This is a genomic window from Agrobacterium vitis, from assembly GCF_013426735.1.
In the GTDB taxonomy this organism is placed as follows: domain Bacteria; phylum Pseudomonadota; class Alphaproteobacteria; order Rhizobiales; family Rhizobiaceae; genus Allorhizobium; species Allorhizobium vitis_D.
This window is the reverse complement of the sequence record NZ_AP023275.1, coordinates 142,522-163,788: the sequence shown is the minus strand read 5'-3', so window position 1 is coordinate 163,788 and position 21,267 is coordinate 142,522. Positions and strand designations below refer to the sequence as shown.

The 21,267-nt window shown below is 56.9% G+C and carries 13 protein-coding genes and 3 pseudogenes; 9 read left to right on the top strand and 7 right to left on the bottom strand.

Annotated features, from left to right (window positions below; translation table 11 throughout):
- The first annotated feature begins 145 nt into the window (after positions 1–145).
- The 4 genes from repA (at position 146) to H1Y61_RS24790 (ending at position 5,266) form a co-directional block, all read left to right on the top strand.
- The gene (gene repA, locus H1Y61_RS24805) at positions 146–1,336 is read left to right on the top strand and encodes a plasmid partitioning protein RepA (RefSeq protein ID WP_180575519.1); all 1,191 of its coding nucleotides are present in this window, start codon (positions 146–148) and stop codon (positions 1,334–1,336) included.
- A gap of 84 nt (positions 1,337–1,420) precedes the next feature.
- Positions 1,421–2,416: a plasmid partitioning protein RepB gene (gene repB / locus H1Y61_RS24800; RefSeq protein ID WP_180575518.1), complete on the top strand. Its 996-nt coding sequence runs from the start codon at positions 1,421–1,423 to the stop codon at positions 2,414–2,416.
- 156 nt (positions 2,417–2,572) lie between these two features.
- On the top strand, positions 2,573–3,817 hold the full coding sequence (repC, locus tag H1Y61_RS24795) for a plasmid replication protein RepC (protein ID WP_180575517.1): 1,245 nt from the start codon (positions 2,573–2,575) through the stop codon (positions 3,815–3,817).
- Positions 3,818–4,129: 312 nt separating this feature from the next.
- Positions 4,130–5,266 (top strand): hypothetical protein, encoded by a 1,137-nt coding sequence (locus H1Y61_RS24790; protein WP_235681003.1) that lies wholly within the window; start codon positions 4,130–4,132, stop codon positions 5,264–5,266.
- 461 nt (positions 5,267–5,727) lie between these two features.
- On the opposite strand, the gene H1Y61_RS24785 is transcribed toward H1Y61_RS24790, so the two are convergent.
- The 3 genes and pseudogenes from H1Y61_RS24785 to H1Y61_RS24775 all read right to left on the bottom strand — a co-directional run bounded on the left by H1Y61_RS24785 (position 5,728) and on the right by H1Y61_RS24775 (position 10,079).
- Complete coding sequence (locus H1Y61_RS24785; protein ID WP_180575516.1) at positions 5,728–6,078, bottom strand: hypothetical protein; 351 nt, start codon at positions 6,076–6,078, stop codon at positions 5,728–5,730.
- A 285-nt stretch (positions 6,079–6,363) separates the two neighbouring features.
- Positions 6,364–7,149, bottom strand: a pseudogene (locus H1Y61_RS24780) (tyrosine-type recombinase/integrase); the annotation flags it as partial.
- 32 nt (positions 7,150–7,181) lie between these two features.
- Entirely contained in the window at positions 7,182–10,079 is a 2,898-nt protein-coding gene (locus tag H1Y61_RS24775; RefSeq protein ID WP_180575612.1) for a Tn3 family transposase, read from the bottom strand.
- 95 nt (positions 10,080–10,174) lie between these two features.
- Between H1Y61_RS24775 and H1Y61_RS24770 the strand changes: the two genes are divergently transcribed.
- Together H1Y61_RS24770 and H1Y61_RS24765 are read left to right on the top strand one after the other, a co-directional pair.
- Entirely contained in the window at positions 10,175–10,792 is a 618-nt protein-coding gene (locus H1Y61_RS24770) for a recombinase family protein (RefSeq protein ID WP_180575611.1), read from the top strand.
- Entirely contained in the window at positions 10,785–11,804 is a 1,020-nt protein-coding gene (locus tag H1Y61_RS24765) for a threonine/serine dehydratase (RefSeq protein ID WP_235681018.1), read from the top strand. The genes H1Y61_RS24770 and H1Y61_RS24765 overlap by 8 nt, the downstream gene beginning before the upstream one ends.
- 73 nt (positions 11,805–11,877) lie before the next feature.
- Here H1Y61_RS24765 and H1Y61_RS26830 read toward each other — a convergent pair.
- A pseudogene (locus H1Y61_RS26830) lies at positions 11,878–12,271 on the bottom strand (integrase); the annotation flags it as partial.
- Positions 12,272–12,517: 246 nt separating this feature from the next.
- On the opposite strand from H1Y61_RS26830, the gene H1Y61_RS24760 reads away from it, so the two are divergent.
- Complete coding sequence (locus H1Y61_RS24760) at positions 12,518–15,637, top strand: hypothetical protein (RefSeq protein ID WP_180575610.1); 3,120 nt, start codon at positions 12,518–12,520, stop codon at positions 15,635–15,637.
- Positions 15,638–15,871: 234 nt separating this feature from the next.
- Here H1Y61_RS24760 and H1Y61_RS24755 read toward each other — a convergent pair whose 3' ends face one another.
- Positions 15,872–17,005: a site-specific integrase gene (locus H1Y61_RS24755; protein WP_180575609.1), complete on the bottom strand. Its 1,134-nt coding sequence runs from the start codon at positions 17,003–17,005 to the stop codon at positions 15,872–15,874.
- A 124-nt stretch (positions 17,006–17,129) separates the two neighbouring features.
- On the opposite strand from H1Y61_RS24755, the pseudogene H1Y61_RS24750 reads away from it, so the two are divergent.
- Both H1Y61_RS24750 and scpB read left to right on the top strand, forming a co-directional pair.
- Positions 17,130–18,073: pseudogene (locus H1Y61_RS24750) on the top strand (DUF1403 family protein).
- A 10-nt stretch (positions 18,074–18,083) separates the two neighbouring features.
- A complete protein-coding gene (gene scpB, locus H1Y61_RS24745) occupies positions 18,084–18,779 on the top strand; it encodes an SMC-Scp complex subunit ScpB (protein ID WP_174113400.1) in 696 nt (231 codons plus the stop codon).
- An 89-nt stretch (positions 18,780–18,868) separates the two neighbouring features.
- On the opposite strand, the gene H1Y61_RS24740 is transcribed toward scpB, so the two are convergent.
- Together H1Y61_RS24740 and H1Y61_RS24735 are read right to left on the bottom strand one after the other, a co-directional pair.
- Positions 18,869–19,192, bottom strand: coding sequence for a hypothetical protein (locus H1Y61_RS24740; protein ID WP_041699446.1), 324 nt, complete (start codon positions 19,190–19,192; stop codon positions 18,869–18,871).
- Between the two features lie 570 nt (positions 19,193–19,762).
- Positions 19,763–20,422: a hypothetical protein gene (locus H1Y61_RS24735; protein ID WP_156556204.1), complete on the bottom strand. Its 660-nt coding sequence runs from the start codon at positions 20,420–20,422 to the stop codon at positions 19,763–19,765.
- Between the last annotated feature and the right edge of the window lie 845 nt (positions 20,423–21,267).

Here is a 21,267-nt window from a genome sequence, read left to right as displayed (position 1 = left end):
AGCCCGGTGACCACCGCCAAACTCGTTAACTTCCTGTTAACTTTAAATGTCTTGCGGCAGGTTGGGAATCGGGAGATAGTTTCCCAAATGATGGCATTCCGGCCATCTTTTCGAAAGTGAAGACCTCCGGGAAATAGTTCGCAAAATGAGCAATATGCTGCCCAACAGATTTGATATTGAGATTGCCGAGCAAGGGGCGAAGATCTCAAGCGCGTTGCATATGTTGCGCAGCCAGCAGTACCCGCCTGATGCTCGCAAGGGGCTGCGCAAGTTTCAGCTTGCTGAAGTTGCGGACTTCATGGGTGTCACCCAGACGCACCTGAGGCAACTCCATTCTGACGGGAAAGGACCGGAAATCGAGTCCATCGGTGGACGCCGATACTATACGGCTGACCAGATGCTGGAGCTTCGGGACTATCTCGAGGCCAACAAGAAGTCAGACAAGAGATACTACGTGCCTAGGCGGAAGGAAGGAGAGCCGATGCAGGTTGTATCGGTCGTCAACTTCAAGGGCGGAAGCGGCAAGACGACCACTGCCGCGCACCTTGCGCAATATCTCGCCCTCACCGGCCATCGTGTGCTGGCGATCGACCTCGACCCGCAGGCTTCACTGACTTCGCTTTTCGGAATCCAGCCGGAGCTTGATGATACTGCCTCTCTTTATGAGGCTCTTCGATTTGACGACGAGCGGAAGTCAATCGCTGACGTCATTCAGCCGACCAACATTCCTGGACTGGATGTCGTGCCGGCGAACTTGGTTCTGCAGGAATACGAATATGACGTGCCACTGGCGATTTCCTCCAAGAAGGGGGACGATGGCCGACTCTTCTATATGCGGATCGCCAGCGCTCTGAAGCAGGTGGATGACAAGTACGATGTAGTCGTCATCGATTGCCCTCCTCAACTGGGCTATTTGACGATTACCGCCCTCATGGCTTCTACCGGGATCCTTATCACCATTCATCCTCAGATGCTGGACATCATGTCGATGAGCCAGTTTCTCATGATGCTTGGGGGGATCATGGGACCAGTCGCCGAAGCCGGGGCTGAGATGCGCGTTCAATGGTTCCGCTATCTCATCACTCGTTTCGAGCCCACGGATATTCCGCAGGCGCAGATGGTCGGCTTCATGCAGTCGATGTTCGCACAGCAGATGCTTCGGAACCATGTCCTGAAGTCAACGGCGATTTCCGACGCCTCGATAAAGAAGCAGACATTGTACGAGGTCGAGCGGGGCGAGTTCGTCCGGGCGACCTACGACCGGGCGATGGAGAGCCTGAACGCAGCGAATGCGGAAATCGTGGAGCTCATCCATGGCGTCTGGGGGCGGAAATGAGCTACTTGTCAGCCGTTTTTTTCGTTATTTTGCAGAGCCCGAACAAGGATTTACGGGCGTTGACATCTGTTTTGGAGGGCATCCATGTCCCGTGAAAATCCGTTCGCCAAACTGGATATGGCAGCGATAACGGCGAGCCAGACGCCAACCAAGCCTGGATATGGCATGACCGGGGCGGCCAAGACTGTTGTTCGCTCGATCGAGGACATGGCCGAAAACACCAAGAAGCTCATGGAAGGCGAGGTGATCGTGGGCCTCGATCCACACTTGGTCGACGTGTCCTTCGTATCTGATCGTCTTTCAGATGATGGAGAGGAGTTTCGGGAGCTGCTCCAGGCGATCAAGGAATCGGGTCAGACGACGCCTATTCTGGTTCGCCCAAGCTCGGCAGATGCCAAGCGTTATATGGTGGTGTTCGGTCACCGTCGTCTCAGGGTCGCTCGTGAGCTTGGAGTTCCAGTCAAGGCTATTGTCAAGAAGCTCGATGATATCACTTCGGCGATCGTGCAGGGTCAGGAAAACGCGGCCCGCTCGAATCTGTCGTTCATTGAACGCGCCTATTTCGCCCAGAACCTGATCACGTCTGGAATGACCAAGGAAACGGTTCGGTCATCGCTCGCCATCGACGAGGCGATGCTGTCGAAGATGCTCGCAGTCGTCGAAGCGGTGCCAGCCTCCGTCATTCAGGCCCTGGGTGCATCCAAGAAGATTGGCCGTGACCGATGGCTCAGCCTCCGGCAGTTGATACTGGCCCCTGCCCTCTCGAAGGCCGCTGCTGAGCATGCAGCATCGGCCGACTTCCAGAAGCTCCCCGAAGCCGAGCGGTTCGATGAGCTTCATGATTACGTGAAGCGGTACAAGGCCAAATCGGCTGCGAAAAAGCCCAAAGCCGATACCGCAGCAAAAGGCTGGGTGTCGTCCGATTGCTCTCTGAATCTCGCGATGACCGCCAAAGCAAAGAAAGTTGCCATCGAGCTCACGAATGTCGAAGCCAAGCCCTTCAGCGAATGGCTGTCTTCTCGCATGGACCGCTTGTACGAGGAGTACAAGGGGTCGAAGAACGAAACCAACGGAGACTGAACCGCAAAAGAAAAAGGCCCCCGAACGGCGAACCGTGGAAGCCTCTCTCGTCATCTCTAGCAGGATCGAGAATCGCATTTCCCGGAATCACAGTCAAGAGTCTTGGCGCCGATTTGGTGAGCGGATTTCTTTTGCCTGAAGCAAGGTAAGAGAAAAATGCAGACGGGACATGTGACGACGCCCTTTGGGCGGCGGCCGATGTCGCTCGCCTTGGTACGCAGCCAAATGGCGATCGAGAATCCGCGGCCGGAAACGAGCATCGAGAAGTGGAAGGTCTTTCGAGACGTATGTGAGGCACGGGAACGGCTGGGAATCCAGGACCGGGCACTCGCCGTCCTTGATGCCCTGCTGACGTTTCACCCTCACGCGGAACTCGATCCGAGCCAGGGCCTGGTCGTATTCCCATCCAACGCCCAGTTGTCAGTGCGGGCTCATGGAATCACCGAGACGACGCTACGCCGGCAACTCGCCGCGCTTGTCGATGCCGGCCTTATCCTGCGGCGCGACAGCCCGAACGGTAAACGCTACGCGCACCGCAACCGGGATGGCGAGATCGAACAGGCCTACGGGTTTGACCTTACGCCGCTGCTGGCTCGTGCCACGGAGCTCGCCTTGATGGCACAGGATGTCGCCGCTGAGCGCGTGCGCTTTCGTCGGGCAAGGGAAGCGCTGACGATCTGCCGTCGCGATGTGCGCAAATTGATCTCGGCCGCGCGGGAAGACGGCGCTACGGGCAATTGGGATCAGGTGGAGTCCGAGTACGTCGGCATCCTCGCGCGCCTCGCGCGCTACCCGAACCGGTTACAGGTTGAGACCACGCTCGACGAGATGGAACTCCTACGGGAAGAGGTGCTCAACGTCCTGGAAACGCAGCTTAAAACAGATGGAATGCATGGCAATGCCATTCAGGATGACCGCCATATACAGAATTCAAACACAGAATCCATAAATGAACTTGAACCTAGCTCTGGAAAAGAGCAGGGCGGGAGCCTCGGGTATAAGCCACAAACCAAGAGCGCGCCGATCGAGCGGGAGAAGGCCAAGCCTGAACCGATAAAGGTTTTCCCGCTTGGAATGGTTCTCCGGGCCTGCCCCCAGATAACTGATTATGGACCCGGCGGGCGCATCGAGCACTGGCGCGAACTCATGAAGGCGGCCATCGTTGTGCGCTCAATGCTCGGCGTCAGCCCCTCTGCCTACGAGGAGGCGTGCAACGCCATGGGGCCGGAAAATGCCGCGGTGGCGATGGCATGCATTCTCGAGCGGTCAAATTTAATAACGTCGGCAGGCGGCTATCTGCGGGATCTTACCAGGCGCTCTGAGCGCGGCGAGTTTTCCCTTGGGCCAATGTTGATGGCTCTGATGAAGGCAAATGACCAAGGAGACCGAAGAATTGCGTGACGATAGAACGACGCAGCGGGCCGACAAGCGCCCAAATCCGCTTCCGAGCCCTCAATAGAAGGTCACTTGTCAGCCGTTTTTTTTCGTGATTTTCTTTTCTGATACAGGGAGTTACTGGCGCTGAACGCCAGTTTTGAGGGGGCGTCAGTCTATGTGGAAAGCAAAGGAAAAGCAGATCGGCATCGAGCAGATCAACGGTCACGTGCCCAGGAGGAACCGCTTGATCACCGGTCGAGCGCCGGAGAATACCGAAATGCTGTTCACACCGGCCGAGCTGTTCGGGGCAAGGCGCAATGCTCCAGCAGGGCGAAGATGGACCAGCGCGCCGCGAGGGCACAGGTCCAGATGTGCCGACACCTTATCGCCCGACACGTCGATGACAAGAATGAGCACTTTGCTTTGCTAGAAACTGCCAGGACCCTCAAGGACTACGTCGGAAAGACGATGACCGGGCTTGTCGGCGACGGCATTGCGTATCTCCAAATGGTCCGGGATGGATATCGCTGGGTGGATCATTTCGAAAACCATGAAGTCCACGGCAAACGTCCAACCACTCGTTCTCCGGATTACGTCTTCAGTCGTTCGGAGGATATGTTCGTCGCCCTTGCTGAGTCGAAAGCGACCAAGGGAGCGTCCAAGGCAGCTTTCACGAAGACTGTCCGGGAAGGCTACAAGCAGCAGGTCGAGCCCTATCTGGGCCGCAGGATCGGTTCCTGGGTAGCGTCGCATGGCTATGCCGTCGGCAGCTGGATGAAATCTGTGAAAAAAGCGGAGATATTCATCGACCACACGGCACATGATGGACCACCCACCGGAAACAAGGACGACGACCCGTCCAAACGCTCTGATCCAAGAGACGTGCGGTTTGGCAGCTATTGCGGTGTGCTGACTCTTCTCTTCGGGCCCGAGGTCGGGGAGGCTGCCCGCGATCGTACCTGGAAACCTTCCGAGCAGATCTTTACCACGGTTGAATGGCTCGGCCGAACCTGGATTGTTGGAGAAGACGCAGAGTGGGAGCCGATGGTCATCACCGCCAAAGAGCACCTGATCTTCAGATCAGGACCGGTGAAGCTCGTGAATGGCATGGCGCTGGATCTGGAGATTGCTCGGCGCATCTTTGCCTTCATCGAGTCAAGCGAAGGCGGGATCGATCTCATGGCAGAATTTCCAGAGTTCCCAACGGATCTCATCGAGGCAGCAAAGCGATCCGGAGGAGCAATCTTTCCAGATGGGTTTGCGGTCCTGGGACGCGACGAGGATTTAAACCTCTATTCGACGATATTGGTGAAACCGCCGGCGCAAGCAGAGCCTGCCTTGGTTGAACGCGAGCTAGAGGCAGAAGGCCTTTTCGCCGAGGGAATTTCGGTGATCGATGCTCGCTCGTATGTTGCCCCTCATACTGAAGTCGCTGAGGAAAAGCAGCCGCTGCTTTACCTCACTCGGGAATAGGGTTGGTATCTGTACCGCCGCTTGTGCTTGAAGTCGTCGCTTGCCCCGACTAAGCCGCCCGGGATCGGCTCCTCCGGGAAGGATTGTCTGACCGTCGTCACCTTCTGTGGGCTTTCGAGGCTCCAGCGAGCTCCTATTCCTTGGACCTGGCCGCGACGAACCGCAGATACGGTTTGCAGCTTACTAGCCCAGATGAAAAAATGAATTGATACAGCAGGTTCTCGGCCCCGGAAGAAATCATGCCGCTCCTTTTTTGCAATGTCGCCTGGATGAAGAATTATGCAGGCCGCGATGCCACGGACCCTCCGAAAGGTGGGGGTGGCTACGTAGTCTCCGAGGGAAGAGCTGGGGAGGAATTGAACTTCGTTGAAGCCGACGATGGCTATGTCTATGGCCACTTCGAAACAATCAAGAACGACGCCGATCGCGATGTAAAAATCGAGAGACTGGGGGCGTCGCCCTCAGCCGAGTTCATCGATGGTGTCGATGTCGTCTGGACCGCTCCTGTCGATGGAAAGGATCCGCGCTGCGTAATCGGATGGTACAAGAATGCGCGCGTCTATCGCAAACGCCAGAGGTTTGATGGCGTATATCCTTCCGGCCAGCATGAGGATGATGAAGTCCTGAGCTTCCGGGTACGAGCGCGGGCCGAAGACGCACATCTCATTCCGTTGAACAAGCGCGATGAAGGCCTTTACCTCGAGCGGGGAAAAGGCTGGAGTGGGCAGGCGAGCTGGTGGTATGCGGACGACACGACCGATCCGGCGGCACGGGAGTTCGTTGAACGAGTCCGTGCAATCATTGGCGGGCAAATACCCGTGTCCGATCGACCGCCCGTACAAAGCCGGGTCAAGCACAGGGCGGGGCAGGCCACAGCTGACGGCTACACAAGGTATGTTGAACGCCATGAGGTGCGGGTTAGCCCTCGGCACAACAAGCTCGAAAAGCTATTTAAGGCCTATCTTCAAAGGACAGTCCTCGGTCTCAAATTCCTTCCCACCTTCTGCGATGACATGCGATTTACAGATGGGAAAGGCCAGGACGTGATGGTCGAAGTCAAGCCCACAGATGTCTCGAGTATCCGGTTTGCTATCCGCACGGCGATGGGACAACTCCTCGACTAGGGGGATACCGCGATTGGCGGCCTCCGTCAGATAACCCGATCGCAAACCGTGCGCAGAAAACTCCCCGGGCTCGAGCCCGGCCAGCGCCGCCCGCTGCTTGACGATCTGGTTGACCGCACTCGGCTCGAGTGCCCGCTTCGAAACCGTGCCCCAACGATCGACCTTCCGAAAAATGCTCCCACTTTCGATTCTTCCAGCCGCCAGCCAGGCGTTGAGCGCCTCCACCGGCCGACCGGTCAGATAAACGACCTCATCGCTTTCGGCACCTGACGTCTTGGTGCGACCGAGATGGATAGCGAGAGAGGGGAGGGGAGGGGCACCCTCGACGGTGATGGGTGGCTCGACGGTGAGCTGCTCCCTGCGCAGACCGGCAATCTCACTGCGACGACGGCCGCCCGAGGCAAAAGCCACCATTAGGATTGCCCGGTCGCGGATATCGCGCAGACTGTCGGTGCTGCAGGTCGCGAGCAGCTTAGCCAGCACGTCGCCGGTGACGGCCTTCGCACTCTTGCGTTTCCTTGGCCGCGGCGTCGCCCGAACGGCGAGGCGTATCGCCGATTTCAGCGAAGGGGATGAGAAGACGCCGGTCAAGCCGCGCCACTTCGTCAGCGTCGACCAGGCGGCCAGCCGCCGGCGCACCGTGTCGGGTGCATGCGGGCCGGAGGATCGAAGGAACCGTTGTTCGCGTAGGCTCTGCTCGACGTCAGCTGGCATGCCATGATGAGGATCGATGTCACGCTGGTCGGGCTGCCATAAATGGGGTCGGTTCCGGCTGGGGGCGGAATGACACTCTAAGCCGTTGCCCCCTTGGGCCAGAGATATTCGCCGGTCAGTAATATGTGCGCCCAACCCAGCGGAGAGATATGCGCCAGAAGTTCGGGCGGCACATCAAGTCCTTCATTCCGGCGCTCTGCGACTGTATGGCCGAGATGGAGGGTGTTCCAGTAGATGATGACTGCGGTGAGCAGGTTGAGGCCGGCGATTCGGTAATGCTGCCCCTCGGTGGTGCGGTCACGGATTTCGCCTTGGCGACCAATGCGCAGCGCATTCTTGAGAGCGTGGTGGGCCTCGCCCTTATTGAGACCGATCTGGGCACGCCGCTGCATGTCCGTGTCGAGGATCCACTCTATAATAAAGAGTGTGCGCTCCACCCGGCCAACCTGCCGCAGCGCAACCGCTAGATCGTTCTGGCGTGGATAGGAGGCAAGCTTGCGGAGCAACTGGCTCGGCTTGATCTTGCCGGAAGCCATGGTCGCTGCGCAGCGGAACAGGTCGGGCCAGTTCGCGATGATCAATTCCTCGCGGATCTTGCCACCGACCAGTTTGCGCAAATCCTTGGGTGTCCCGGCGGGATTGAAGACGTAAAGGCGCTTCGAAGGCAAATCGCGGATGCGCAGGACAAGGCGGTATCCGAGCATGCCGCTGGTCCCGAACAGGTGATCGGTGAAGCCGGCCGTATCGGCATATTGCTCTCCGATCTGACGACCGGCATCATTCATCAGCAGGCCGTCAAGGATGTACGGGGCCTCGCTGACTGTCGCGGGAATAGTCTGTGACGCGAACGGCGCGAACTGGTCGTTGACGTGAGTGTAAGCCTTGAGGCCTGGTTCATTTCCATACTTAGCGTTGACCATGTTCATCGCCTCGCCATGCCGGGCCGAAGCAAAGAACTGGCCATCGCTCGATGCGGTCGTTCCCATGCCCCAGAACCGGGACATCGGCAGCTTTGCTTGCGCAGCCACTACGATCGCCAGCGCCTGGTCCATTGCGTCGCTTTCGACGTGCCACCGGGCAAGGCGCGATAGCTGCCAGTAATCATGCGTGTTCGTGGCCTCCGCCATCTTCCGCAGTCCCAGATTCAGCCCTTCTGCGAGCAGCACATTGAGCAGGCCGACCTGGTCACCGCATGGAACCCCGGTTCTCAGATGAGTGAATGCTTCGGTGAACCCGAGCGCAGCATCGACCTCCAACAAGATGTCGGTGATCCGAACTAGCGGCATCCGGCGATAGAGATCGAGTATCAGCTCCTCGGCGCTGTCCGGAACGTCAGCCGTCAGTCGGTCGATCCGCAACGTCCCATCCTCGATGCTGCCACGGGGGATGGTCCCGTCGCGCGCTGCTCGCGCAAGTCTCTTCAGGCCATCGGCGAGCCGAGCTTTTCGATCAGTCAGCCATACCAGCGGATCGAGGGGCACAGCCAGTCTTGTATTAGCTTGTGCCGCAATCATCGGCACCAACACCTGTTTGAGATCGCCATAGCGGCGCGAATGGTCGAGCCAGATGTCACCGGATCGGAAGGCATCCCGCAGGTGAAACAGGACCGCCACCTCCCGAAGGCGATTGTCACCCTGATGTTGTGCTCTCAAATGTCGGTGCCATTTCGAATTCGGCCGCAACAAGCAGTCGGTCGCCGGTGGTGACGCTTGCATTTCGCCGATGGCTTTTGCCGCCGCAATCAAGGGCTGGGCTACCGATGCTGCCTTGAGCTTCAGGCACCGCAACATGCGTGGCGCGTAACGGCGGAAGCGATGATATCCGTGCCCGACATGAGCCAAGGGATCGTCCGCCAGCGTATTGCTGAGCTGGGCACCGGTCGCGACCAGTTGTTCGAGCCGGCCCCACTCCGCCGATTTGGCGGCCGCCATTTCCAGCGGCACCCCATCGTTGCGGGCTTCGAGCAAGGAGGCTCCCAGCGCGGTGAAGGCGCGTAACGTATCGGTGACAGTTGCCTTGGATCCGGCAATCCGTTCGTCATGCAGCCGTTTCGCCTCACGCCAGGTCTTTCCGACGATCCGGTCATGTGTCTCGACCACCGTATCGGCGATCGCCGCCTCCCACTCCACGGCGCAGACGGCCAGGATTGCCCAGCGCCTATCAGAGCTGATGTCTCGTAAGCCATCGGTAAAGTAGCGCTCGCCCTGCCGACGCAGGCGTGTGACACGGTGCGGCGGGATACCGGCGACAAGGTGCGGATCGAGATTCAGGCTACGCACCAACTCCAGCCTGTCGAGCAGCCGGTTCGCCGCTGCGGAATTGTTGCCGACCTCGAACTGGCGAAGCCAGATGAACCGGCTGACATTCGCATCGAGCAGTTCAGTCAGCAGCCCATCAAGCCGTTCACGTGCGTTATTGTCGAGCTTTTCCGCGATCCGCGTCTCGATCCGCCGTTCGGCGGCAACCAGCGCGTCCGCACATAGTCGCTCGATTGTCGATACCGCTGGCAAGATCGTCTGAGTTTCACGACAACGTGCGACCAGGCGCTGAGCAAGATCTTCGTTCGAACGGGCCTCTTCAGCCTGATCGAAAAGCCAGTCCCGCAGATCACGGGCACCACGACCCGCGAAGGTCTTATAGCCATAGATCTCGCGCAACCCCTCCATATGCTCCTGGCGGGTCTGCCGTCGTGCGGCATAGGTGAGAAGCGCATCGGCTGGGACGCCGAGCTGAGCCCCGATGAACGACAGGACATCAGGCGGGATCACCTCGCCCGGAGCCAGCGCGCGCCCTGGATATCGCAACGCGCAAAGCTGCAGGGCGAACCCAAGCCTGTTCTCCGGCCTGCGGCGTTCCTGGATGTGTTCAAGATCGTCGTCGCCCAGTGTGTAATGCCGAAGCAGTGACAATTCATCGGTTGGCAGATCGAACAATGCCGAGCGCTGTCGCTCGGTGAGAATATGTCGCCTCGGCATGCCGCAATTGTCCCTGTTGAAGTAAAGTCTGTTTTGGACAACAATCGCCCCATACAAATCAAGGCCTTCCGGCAGCCAAATCCATGAGGGTTCAATTGGGACAGCGCGCTGCAATTTATTGCCGTGTTTCCACTGCCGATCAGTCATGCGAACGGCAGGAGCGTGACCTGGCTGCATTTGCAGATCGTGCAGGCTACAATGTGGCAGCGGTATTCAAAGAAACAGGCTCGGGCGCGAAGCTCGACCGTGCCGAACGCCGCAAAATCATGGCTCTTGCTCAGGCCCGACAAATCGACGTCATTCTCGTGACCGAGCTGTCTCGATGGGGCCGCTCGACGATCGACCTCCTCAACACACTTGGCGAGTTGGAGGGATGGAAGGTGTCGGTGATCGCCCTGAACGGCATGACCTTCGACCTGTCCTCTCCACATGGCAGGATGCTGGCGACTTTTCTCTCGGGTATTGCCGAGTTCGAGCGTGATCTCATCAGTGAACGGGTCAAATCCGGTCTCGCCGCAGCGAAGGCGCGCGGCAAGAGGCTCGGCCGCCAAACCGGAGAGCGCCCCAAATCAGACCGGCTTGCACCGAAAGTGATGGCATCGGTCGCAGAAGGCCGCAGCTATCGATGGATCGCTCGTGATCTGGGCATTAGCAAGAACACCGTCGCAGACATAGCGAAACGGGACCGCTTAGAAAGTAAGAATCATGAATGAGATGTCTCAGAATCCAGTCGCGGCGGTTGAACTCGGCAAGATCCGGGAGCGAGCAGCCGTATTAGCTGGCGCTGTTTTCGAGACGCCAGTTATCGAACTTGCATCGCCCTTCGTCACGCAGCTCTTCGGCACAGGGCAAATTTTCCTCAAGCTCGAATGCTTCCAAAAAACCGGTACCTTCAAGGCGCGAGGCGCGTTGTCAAATGCGCATTCCATTCGGCTGGAAAACCGGGAGGCAGGTATCACCGCCGTTAGCGCCGGCAATCATGCGATCGCTGCGGCATGGGCAGCTCGCCAGCTTGGCCTCTCGGCCAAGGTCGTGATGCAGTCGTCAGCAAATCCTTTCAGGGTCGCACGGGCGAAGGCAGAAGGCGCATACGTGATCTTCAAGGATGGTGGTCCTGCAGCGTTTGCCGAGGCTGAGCGTATCGTCAGGGAGGAGAGGCGCACGCTAATCCACCCCTTTGAAGGGGAGAATGTCACACTTGGTACAGGGGGCGTCGGCCTCGAATTTATCGACGCTATTCCCGATCTCGATGCGGTTATCGTTAGTGTTGGCGGCGGCGGGCTGATCAGCGGCATTGCGGCGGCAATCAAGCAGATCAATCCGCGTTGTGCTGTCTATGGTGTCGAGCCGAAGGGGGCGGCCTCAATGTCGCTCAGCTTGGCAGAAGGCCGGCCGGTGACCCTCGATAACGTTATGACGGTGGCCGATAGTCTTGCTCCGCCCATGGCGCTACCGTTCGCTTTTAGCGTGATTGCTCATTACGTCGATGACATCGTCACTGTATCGGACGACGACATTTGTGTGGCGATGGCAATCTATCAGGAAGAGGCAAAATTAGCAGTAGAGCCTGCCGCCGCGGCCGCCCTTGCCGGGGCCGTCGGTCCATTGCGTCAGCGGATAGTCGGAAAACGCATTGGCATCGTTGTTTGTGGGGCGAACATCGATACGCAATCCTACCTCGCACTGATCGAACAAGGCCGCCAGTACATGAGCCTCCAAGGCTAACCTACGAACATAAGGTGCTGGAGCCGTCACGTTCCTTAGAGTGTCATTTCGCCCCCAGCCGGAACCGACCCCAAGAGAGGCGCCGTTCGATGGTTGAAACAGAGTTGGTCTTGGCGGCGCTTTCTGCTGAGCCCGAAGCGCAGGCCGTGATGTAGAGCCCGACGGTTTGGGGTGCCGGGGGGAGGGGGACCAGGTTGGACCGCCGGCACCACGCTGAGAAATGTTTCCAGTCTGAGGCATAGGCCTTTCGGGTATTTGCGGAACTTGCCGCCTCCACATAATCGCGGGCGCGGCTCGCCAGGCTGTTGAGATGGGCCGGTGTCTGGTCCACACCAACAGGTGAGGGGAGGGGGCTGTCGTGGGACACCTGCGGCGTGCAAACATCACCCCCCAGCCGCCGTGCTGAGAGACGGCACAGAGCTCTCCTTGAGGTGAATTTCGCTGTTTTGCTCGATAATGTGGGCCATTTCTCTATAATGAGAAGAACATCCGATAATGCTTTTGAGGAGACACGGCCGTGAGCAGATCTGGCGCAGATCGATGGGACTCTGTCTTGATCGTCGCAAGGCGTGATAAGAAGGCTGCGATATGCCGTCTACGGGTCGAGAGGCACTTATCAGAAAGCTGTTTCTCTGATATTATGCTGAGCATGATTAAGATGTTGAGCTGATCAACAGGGGAAGATCTTGCTTGACTAGCTTGTGGGACCAAGCATGAAGGCATCAATTACGATATGCGCTATCGTGACAGCCCTTTTTGCTACTTCGGTGGCCGCGAAGCAGCCTGCTATTAAACTAGATGCGGAGTGGACGGTAAAATACAGAAGTCTTACAGCAAATCAGCAATCGAAAGCTGATCGCCTTTTCTATCTTTCGGTCGCCGATCCGGCGTCTAAACTTCCCCGAGCGCTAGAGGTCGGTGCTCAAATATCAACTGACTTTGGAAACAACATTAAACAGTACCGAGCGTCCCTGCAAACCTCGTGGTATCGGACGTACCTTCGGTCGTCACGCGTGATGCACATTCCGCCTGTTCCTGATAAGCCTGAGCTAATACAGGAAGGAGACTGGAAGTATGACACTTATGTCCGCCGTGCGATGGAGGAAGAATTCAATGTTGACGACACCAGGGCAGGCAACAAGAAGTTTCTGAATGCACTCGACTTTGCTTTCGGTCAAACAAAACCGATGGGGTTCATGACACGATTAGGAAAGCGTCTCTTCCAGGAGGATGAAGGCACCAAGCTGGATCTTGTTGATCGGCGTGCTGCCATGCAAGCGTACCAATCTGCTATATCTGCGCTGTTGGCTGCTACCGATGATGAACGGTTCTCACGCGCAGTCGACGAATTAATTGAAACTCGTTACGGAGACAGAACTTCGCTTTTGCAACTAATCGATGAAATGAAGCCATCAGAGCTACCTGACGATCAAGAAGCGATGCTGTCAGAGTTGCGCAGTCGGCAGTCTGCTGCGTTAGAACGTCTTCGGCACGATTATAAAAAGGAAGAAGAAGAAAAAGCAGGAGGTTCTCCGCCGCCAGAACCAGAGCACACGGTGGATTGGTATCTAAGCGAATGGGAAGGTGGCGCTCGTGTCTTACTTGGTGTTCTGTCCTTCCAGCGTCCAGAGCTTGCGAACAAGCTTGCGACGTATAACAAAGCAGCGCTTGATCTTGCTCATTTATGGAATGCTTATCAGACGAATCAGATCGGCCCGCTAGCACTAAGTGGTAACTACTTGGGCATAATGACCACTCTTCTGTCAGCACAACAACAAGCTACTGAGCAGGAACGGATTAGCGAGGGATTTCAGGAATTATCTAAATCTATTGCCGAACTTCGGCAGGTTACCATAACTGGTTTTCAAGCACTGGATGATCGCATCACCGAGCTATCAAACCTACTGATTTCCGGCCAGACGGAGACGAGCAAGAAGCTCGACACTCTCACAAACCTAGCAATGCAAACCTACGGTCAGGTCGTAAACGTCAATCGAAATACGACTCGCGAGCACATTGTAGAGGCGCACGCGCAGTTCGTTCAGCAACGCCGCGAAATTATCGATAGCACTGCATCAGTTTGCTTTTTTGTGACAGATTCAACGAAGTGTATCGACAACATTCTAAAGTCTTTGCTCATTGCAAGTCGAACTACGAACGACAACATCGTAGAGCGTCTCAACAAGGCAAGCGAGGCGTTATATGTTTCTGAACTTCCGGTTGACGTAACAGACGGTCTGCTGGCTGTCGAGCTATGGAAAAATAGCGGCTCACCACAGCAGCGGACAGCAAATATCGCAGGCACAAATGAAAAGATACCAGCCGGGTCGCCTGACCTGGGTATGTGGCTCGCGCTTCTGGAAGAGTTACGCTTCCAGCATGAAGTGAAAAAGCTCCCATTTACGAAGGCAGAAATTGCGGCTCTTCAAGAGGTTCTTCGCGACGGCAGAGCATTCAAAGAGAGCCTAGAGTCGCTGGGCCGGTCTGTCCCGGTCCTATGGAAAGACTACTTGGTCAGTGCGGACGCCCTGCGTCAGCAGGTAGCTTCTGTGGTGAGCGAATATTCCGAAGTAGAATCGACCGGGGGACTGCGAGGCAATTCGTGGCACCTTTGTTATATATTCCATGAGAATAAGCCGTGCGATGCCGCTAATGATCAAACGCTTACTGATGAGCAACTCTTAGCACCCATAGAACAAGTTGGAGAGGGCGTACGGCTCTCAAAGGCATTTGACGATTTTGAACAAGCGTATGTTCAGACGATTGGACCCACCCCCGGCGCAGTTGTTAGGAGAAATGATGTTTGGAAGGGTGACGAGAAACCGTACTATTTTGTTGAATATGCAAGCCTACCTGAGAGTTTTCGAAATCTCCTAAGGGTAGGAGACATCGAGCGCCTTCAGAAGCTTGGCTTCCTGCGTCTGGTGGGCGTGGTTCAGAACGTGAAATGGACCGGTGGCGTCCACAGTCTTGATGAAGATATCGATTGTGGGGCTATTAGGCCGTCACCATTTGGGTCGAGATGCAGTAGCTACGGGCGGTTCTTCGCAGATGTCACGGTAAAAGCGCTACTCCGCCCCCCGGTGACAAAAGCTGATATAGAAAAACTTCTACCTGATATCAAAGACGCCAAATTTAAGCAGAAAATTTTGAACGATATGCAGTGGGCATGGTCAGTCGCGGAGAGCCGCTCATCGAGTACATATGAGCTTGCTTCATTCTCTATCGATACAGCAGCACCAATTCCAGTCAAAGTAGATGGTAATAGTATCCGCGTTGATAATCGCATGTCCGACGCCGCAATGCTCGCTTATGTTCATCAGGGCTTAGCTGAGGCAGATAAAATTCAGCCTGGGGCGACTTTATCGCTTTTGAGATCGCAAGAAGCCGAGATTATAGAGCGACGAGTTGATATCACGTATGACCTCCTTCGTTCTTTACTGCACACCGATATCGGAGACGGTGCTGTACCTTTTAGCTCCGCTGTAGCAGACAGCCGCATCTCGGTGATCAATAGTTTAGCTAAGCAAGCTCAGTCCGCGTTCAATAGATGGATATTTGCATCGTCGTTAAACGATAGAAACGACTGGACCGTCGAAAATCTTGTCAAATTATGTTCCTTGAAGCCTCAGAACATTCTGAAACTCCTCAAATCAAGGACAATTTACGAGGACAGAAGCCTCGAATGGCTGTTCGCTGACTTCAATACGAACGACTGCTCTACCGACGTTTTGGCGCGGCTGCATGGTGGCGGAACGGGAGCGCCGGAAGTTCTAAAAACCGTGATGGCATGGAACGCTTGGCTTGCGGCGATTGCTCCCACTACTAGGTGATTAGATCCGAGAGTCCCTCGGGATTTGGGCGTTTTGGACCGCCTTCGACTGTTTCAATAGGCAATTTAATGATAAACTCTGTACCCGACATATCGAAGAAATAGTCCCGACACATATCGGCTTTGGGCTAAACTGGGACGTGCAGGCAGTCCCAAAATTCCCATCTTTGTTTCGAATTTGAGTCCGACTTTTGTAACGTTTAAAACGGGGAATTTGACGATCCCAACCTGAGGACTATAGACCAGCAGCTTTGGTCATATTGATGCGGAAGCGGTCGCGCCGCCGCTGATATCTGCGGGTCATTTCCGCGGAAGCATGGCCAAGCTGTTTTTGGACGTAGCGTTCGTCGACCTCGGCAGAGGAGGCAAGGCCAGCGCGAAGGGAATGACCAGAGAACTTGAAGGCGCGCTCGATCTCGCTGAGATCGCCGCGAACGCCTGCGGCCATGGCAGTTCGCTTCACAAGCCGCGCCACCTCTTTGTCGTTCAGCCGCTCCGGGCCAACAGCCTTCCCTTGCCCCGTGACGCGGCGAAAGAGGGGGCCATGGGCCAGCTTGGCGAACTTGATCCAGGTCTCGATCGCGGCGATTGGACAAGTCGCATCAGACGAGCCGCGACCCACCTCGACCTCTCGCCACCCAGTCTTGCCGCGCACGGTGACGAGCATGCCTTTGTCGAGGATCTCGATCCAGCCTCGGCCGTCCTCGGTCTGGTCTGCCTTTAGATCAAGGCCAACGATCTCGGAACGGCGAAGACCACCGGCAAAACCGATGAGCAACATGGCACGGTCGCGCAGGCCACGCAGAGAACCGCGATCAAGGGTCTCGACCATGACGATGATATCCTCTGCCATGACCGCCTCCTTCTGCACAGGCGGCCTGGCATGGCTGTTGCGAATCCCGGCCATAACGGTTGCGATGTGACGGTCCCTACGATCGAGGGCGAGCCCCCGCTGCGCATAATTCCATGCCAGGGAGGAAAGGCGGCGCTCGATTGTGGAAACGGAATTGGCCTTGGCTCCTCTCTCGGCCGTCCCGGAGGCGCAGGCGGTAATATAGAGCCCAACGGTTTGCGGGTGTGGCGGGAGCGGAGCAAGATTGGACCGCCGGCACCAAGCGGCAAAATGCTTCCAGTCGGAGGCATAAGCCTTGCGCGTATTGGCGGAACTCGCGGCTTCGACATAACCCCGGGCGCGATCAGCAAGGCTTGCAAGATGGGCGGGCGTCTGGTTCTCGCCGACGAGAGAGGGGAGGGGGCTATCGCCAGACACCTCCGGCGCGGAAACATCAAGCCCGGGCGCCATGTCGAGAGACGGCGCAGAGGTCTCCTGGAAGCGATTTTCGCTGTTATGCTCGATGATTTGGGCCATTCTCGTATCATGCAAAAGATGTCCGATAAGTCAACGTTATCGGACGTAATAACACGACGACAGACAGTGCGGTTTATGTCGAAAGAAGCGGCTTAAACCGCACACCCGATTTACACTCTGGCGCATGGATACGCTCGCACCCTCCGCTTCCACGACTCCCACTTCGTCGCCCCACCTGCCGGGCTGGGCCCTGCCGCGTGGTCGCGACACCAGCGAGACCGACGCTGCCTTCGCCGCCGGTATCGCCCTGAAATCTCTCGACGATCTGATCCGCCGACCCTCCATGGCTTGGCTGCTGGCGCGATCGGCTCGCTCTCAAATCGGCTGCCGGGGCTGCCAAGACGCTTGGCCGCAATGAAGAGGATGGCGCCATCCGGGACGCCGTCCTGCTGACCGTCACCGGCGACGATCCCGGCCCGGCCGGAAACCTGTTTGTGGCGACACGAATGCTGACCCGCCGGTCCGGACCCGTCACCACCTCCTTTGTCAAAGAACTCGCTGATCTTTTAGGGCTTCGGTGGAACAACGGACTTGCCTCAACTCCCGATATCGTCGATTCTGCCATCCAGTCCGGGCGAGCAGCACCCTTCGCGGTGGCGGACCTTATTACGGCGATCTTTGCCGTTCGCCCGGATGCTGAGGTGCTGGCGCTTGCGCTGGCCGAGGTCGTCCTGGCGCATAAGCTCAATTGGCCAAAGTCTGTGCCGCTGCTGCTGCCCGAACGCTATGGGCCGGCTTTTCGCACGATCGGCGGACGAGGCCGGGTTCGGCCGGGCGAGCCGGCTTTTCCAAAAGCCATCTGCCTGGCGTTGGTCGATGGTGTCGAGGGGGCGCTCCGCGCCGCCGTAGAGATCGACCGCCGCGCCGGCCGACTGCTGGCGGCGGCGCCGAAACTGCGCACCAAAGGCGCCGAGCCTGTTATCCCCAAACTTCTTAGCGAGGACACGGTGCCCGCCTCGGCGCCCGGCAGCAATCTCTCTCGCTGGGCGGCTAACCGGCTGTTCGAACGGCTTTGAGGCGGTGCGCGAGCTGTCCGGTCCCTCCTCCTTTCGGATCTTTGGGTTGTGAGGCGGTTGATATGAGCTCGAGACAGCCACACCGCATCGCGAAAAAGAATCAAAAGAATCCCCAGGACGATGTCCTGTTTGATCGGGAGCTGAAGGATTTGCCAACGGAATTGCGCTGGCGAGAATGGATGATGGAGGTCGAGGCCGTGATTTTTGCCTCCGCCGAGCCAGTTCCCCGCGAAACCTTGGCACGCGTGGTGGGAAAAGACTGCAGCATCGATTTGCTGATCGATGATTCGAGCGAGGAACTGCGAGATCGGCCTTACGAACTGGTGTCAGTGGCCGGTGGCTGGCAACACCGAACCCGTTCGCGGTTCGCCGGCGCGATCCGGGCCTCAACGGCTCCGACGCGGGGAGGGGCGGCGGCACTCTCCGAGTTTGAGGCGATGGTGCTGATGGCGGTGGGATATTTCCAGCCGGTCACCCGTACCGAGCTGTCGAAGATCTTTGGCAAGGAGGTGAGCCGGGACGTGATCGCTGCACTTCGCGGCGGAGGTTTCTTGGCGTCCGGACCACGCAGCCCTACTCCCGGAGCACCTTATACCTATGTGACGACCAAGCATTTCTTCTCCGCCTTCGGGTTGGAAACGCTCCGCGATCTCCCGGATATCGAAGCGCTTGAAGATGCTGGGTTGTTCAGCCGGAAGGGTGAACTTCAGATTATGGACAGCGCACATGGGGAAGAGGGTGAGATGGAAGATGGCTAGTCGTGCGATCTGGAACGGAGATAGAGTCGGAGTCTACCCCGTCGGCAAGCTGCTTGGTATCATAAGCAAAAACCGAGGCTTCGCTTTTCTCACGTGGTGAGCGGAACAACGATTCGGATGGATGTCTTGCTGTCGAGAACAATGTGGAGATCACGCAGCATGCCAGCGGCTGTGAGAAAAGCGTTCCGCACCTGGTCATCCGTCCGCCAACCCTGTTCGATGGATAAGGCCGTTGTGTGGAGGTCCAAAACAACATCACGACCAGGCCCGTTCGGCATCCCGATTGCCGCGCGCATCTCGCGAATGGTGGTGACAGCCCGTTCCAGCAATCTGCGTTTCTGGTATGCGTCAAGGCGGTCCAATTGATTGGCACCGCGGACAAGCTTGGCAATGAAATCCGACGTCTGGGACATAGGGCAACGCTGATCAATTCGGTGCGGAGAGTCAATACTCGGTTGTCCGTCGGCTTTATTCGCGTACATGTTCTGTAGGTTGGTGTGATTGGCCTGCATCAGAAGTTAAGGTAGCTGACCTTGGAGCCTGATCTGCGAGATCGGGGTGCGCAGAGAGCCATTGCATCGCTGATCTTTGACAGCACGACAACTCGCGGAAGTCTGTCCTCGCGTATAATCGAGGCGGAAATCCACTTAGAGAAACGCCTGAAACTGTTCAGACAAACAGAGCCACCGGAATGTTCGCTGCTGATTGACATCCAGGACAATGCAGTAGTCTTCGATATCAGCGACAAGCCGGAGAGTTAAACGCAATGGGGAGCTCGACCTTTCCAAGGCACCCGTTGCTCTTGGAGTGCCCTATCGGCATGGCCAGACGTTTCGATCATGCAGTCAATCCAGCCAAGCATAGACTCCGCGTTCAGGCCGCGCGCCAGATTTGACCTATCCACGCCGATGAAGTAAACATCTTGCGAAGTGACATCTTCGATTAGCCGAATTTTATCCATCGCACTCAGACGCCGTGGCGTATTACTCCGAATGAGGAGATGGCGTCGGCATCGATGGCTTCCGAAACAGCATAAACAACCACGTGCCCAACAACACGACAACCAGAGCCGGCATCAGACCGAAGCCGATTGGGGTGTACCACGATATCTCTACGCCCTTCCCCCACACTCCCGGCTGTGTGTCTCGCGTCATCAGACGCAATTGGTTTTCAGATTGCGGGATATTGATCAGTCGCCAATGTTCCCCAGGATAGTAAATCGGTTGAGCGCCTTGAGCCGTCTGCTCGCAAATGGCACCTTCATTGGCGACGACCATTGATCGTCCGATGCCGACGATTGGGATTAGGACCAGTGTAAAGGCCACTATAAACTGGAATATGCGCCCTTCGATGCTGGCAGTCCTCAGCCCTTCCAACATCAAAACCGGTACCCGCTCATACCAGGCGCGTCCGTGGCGCCACGCAAAAACGATGGCGACCACAAGCGAGAGGCACATCAACGATGAGCCTACGATAGTGGCAAAATAACCAAGAACAGCGATGCCATCTTTATCGGCATTGGCGAAGAATTTTCCGCCAAAGATGTCAACGCCGCCTTGTATTGTGATCACACTCCCGACCACGTACGTAAAACCCGCCAGGCAGGCCCATTTCCAGAGCGTTGTAAGGTGTTCTCTTGTCATTCTGATTTCCTCGCCATTTCAAGTTCCGTCCGTGGATCCCGCCAGAACGATTTTTTGAATATGCGCCTTTTACCGAGCAAATGTGTTCCGGGCGTCGAGCGCCGCTATAGCGATTGCCTGCCGGTCAGCAAAAAAGTATCGACTCAGGTCACGAAGCGGGCTTCAAATCGATCTTAGCGGTCCAAAGGCCTGAAGCCGCAGTGGGACCCAGTCCAAGGGTTTTGGGCGTGATCACGATCGTGTAGTCGCGTGAAGTGCCGTCCGGAAGTTTGACGGACCCGCTTGTCTGAAGGAGTAGCGGAATTTTTCCGCTCATAAGAACGCCCTGAGGGACATTGAAACTTAAGGGCACCCCTAGATCACCAATATGCTCAAACCCAATACTGACTGTCATTTTGATGGACGGCGGCGAAAGAATGGAAAGATCGTAACGAATTCCACCCTCGCCCGTCTCTTGGCTCACCTTTGCGAGCGTACGAAGGGAAAAGCTGGTTTCGCCCTTGGCTCCGACATGCACCCCTGCGCCGCCGCCCGGGGGGCAGACATTTCCAAGTCCGAATGGCCCCCTCACTCTCAAACCTCTAAATTGCCCGTGAAGATTTGCGCGACTAAGCGAGACTGCAGCATCCATAACGAGTACGATCGAACGAGCGTCGGGAATTTCGAACCCAAAATTGGAAAGGACAGCAGCTGCTTGAAGGCCATCCGCGCTTCCCAGCTCAGCGTATGAGCCGCACCAAGTCTCATCATCTTTCCACAAGTAACCATTGGCACCGGTGCTATTGACGGTAACGGTACGCTGCTGGACCGGAGCATCCTTGAGCGTAGGGCCGTGGAGATCGGCG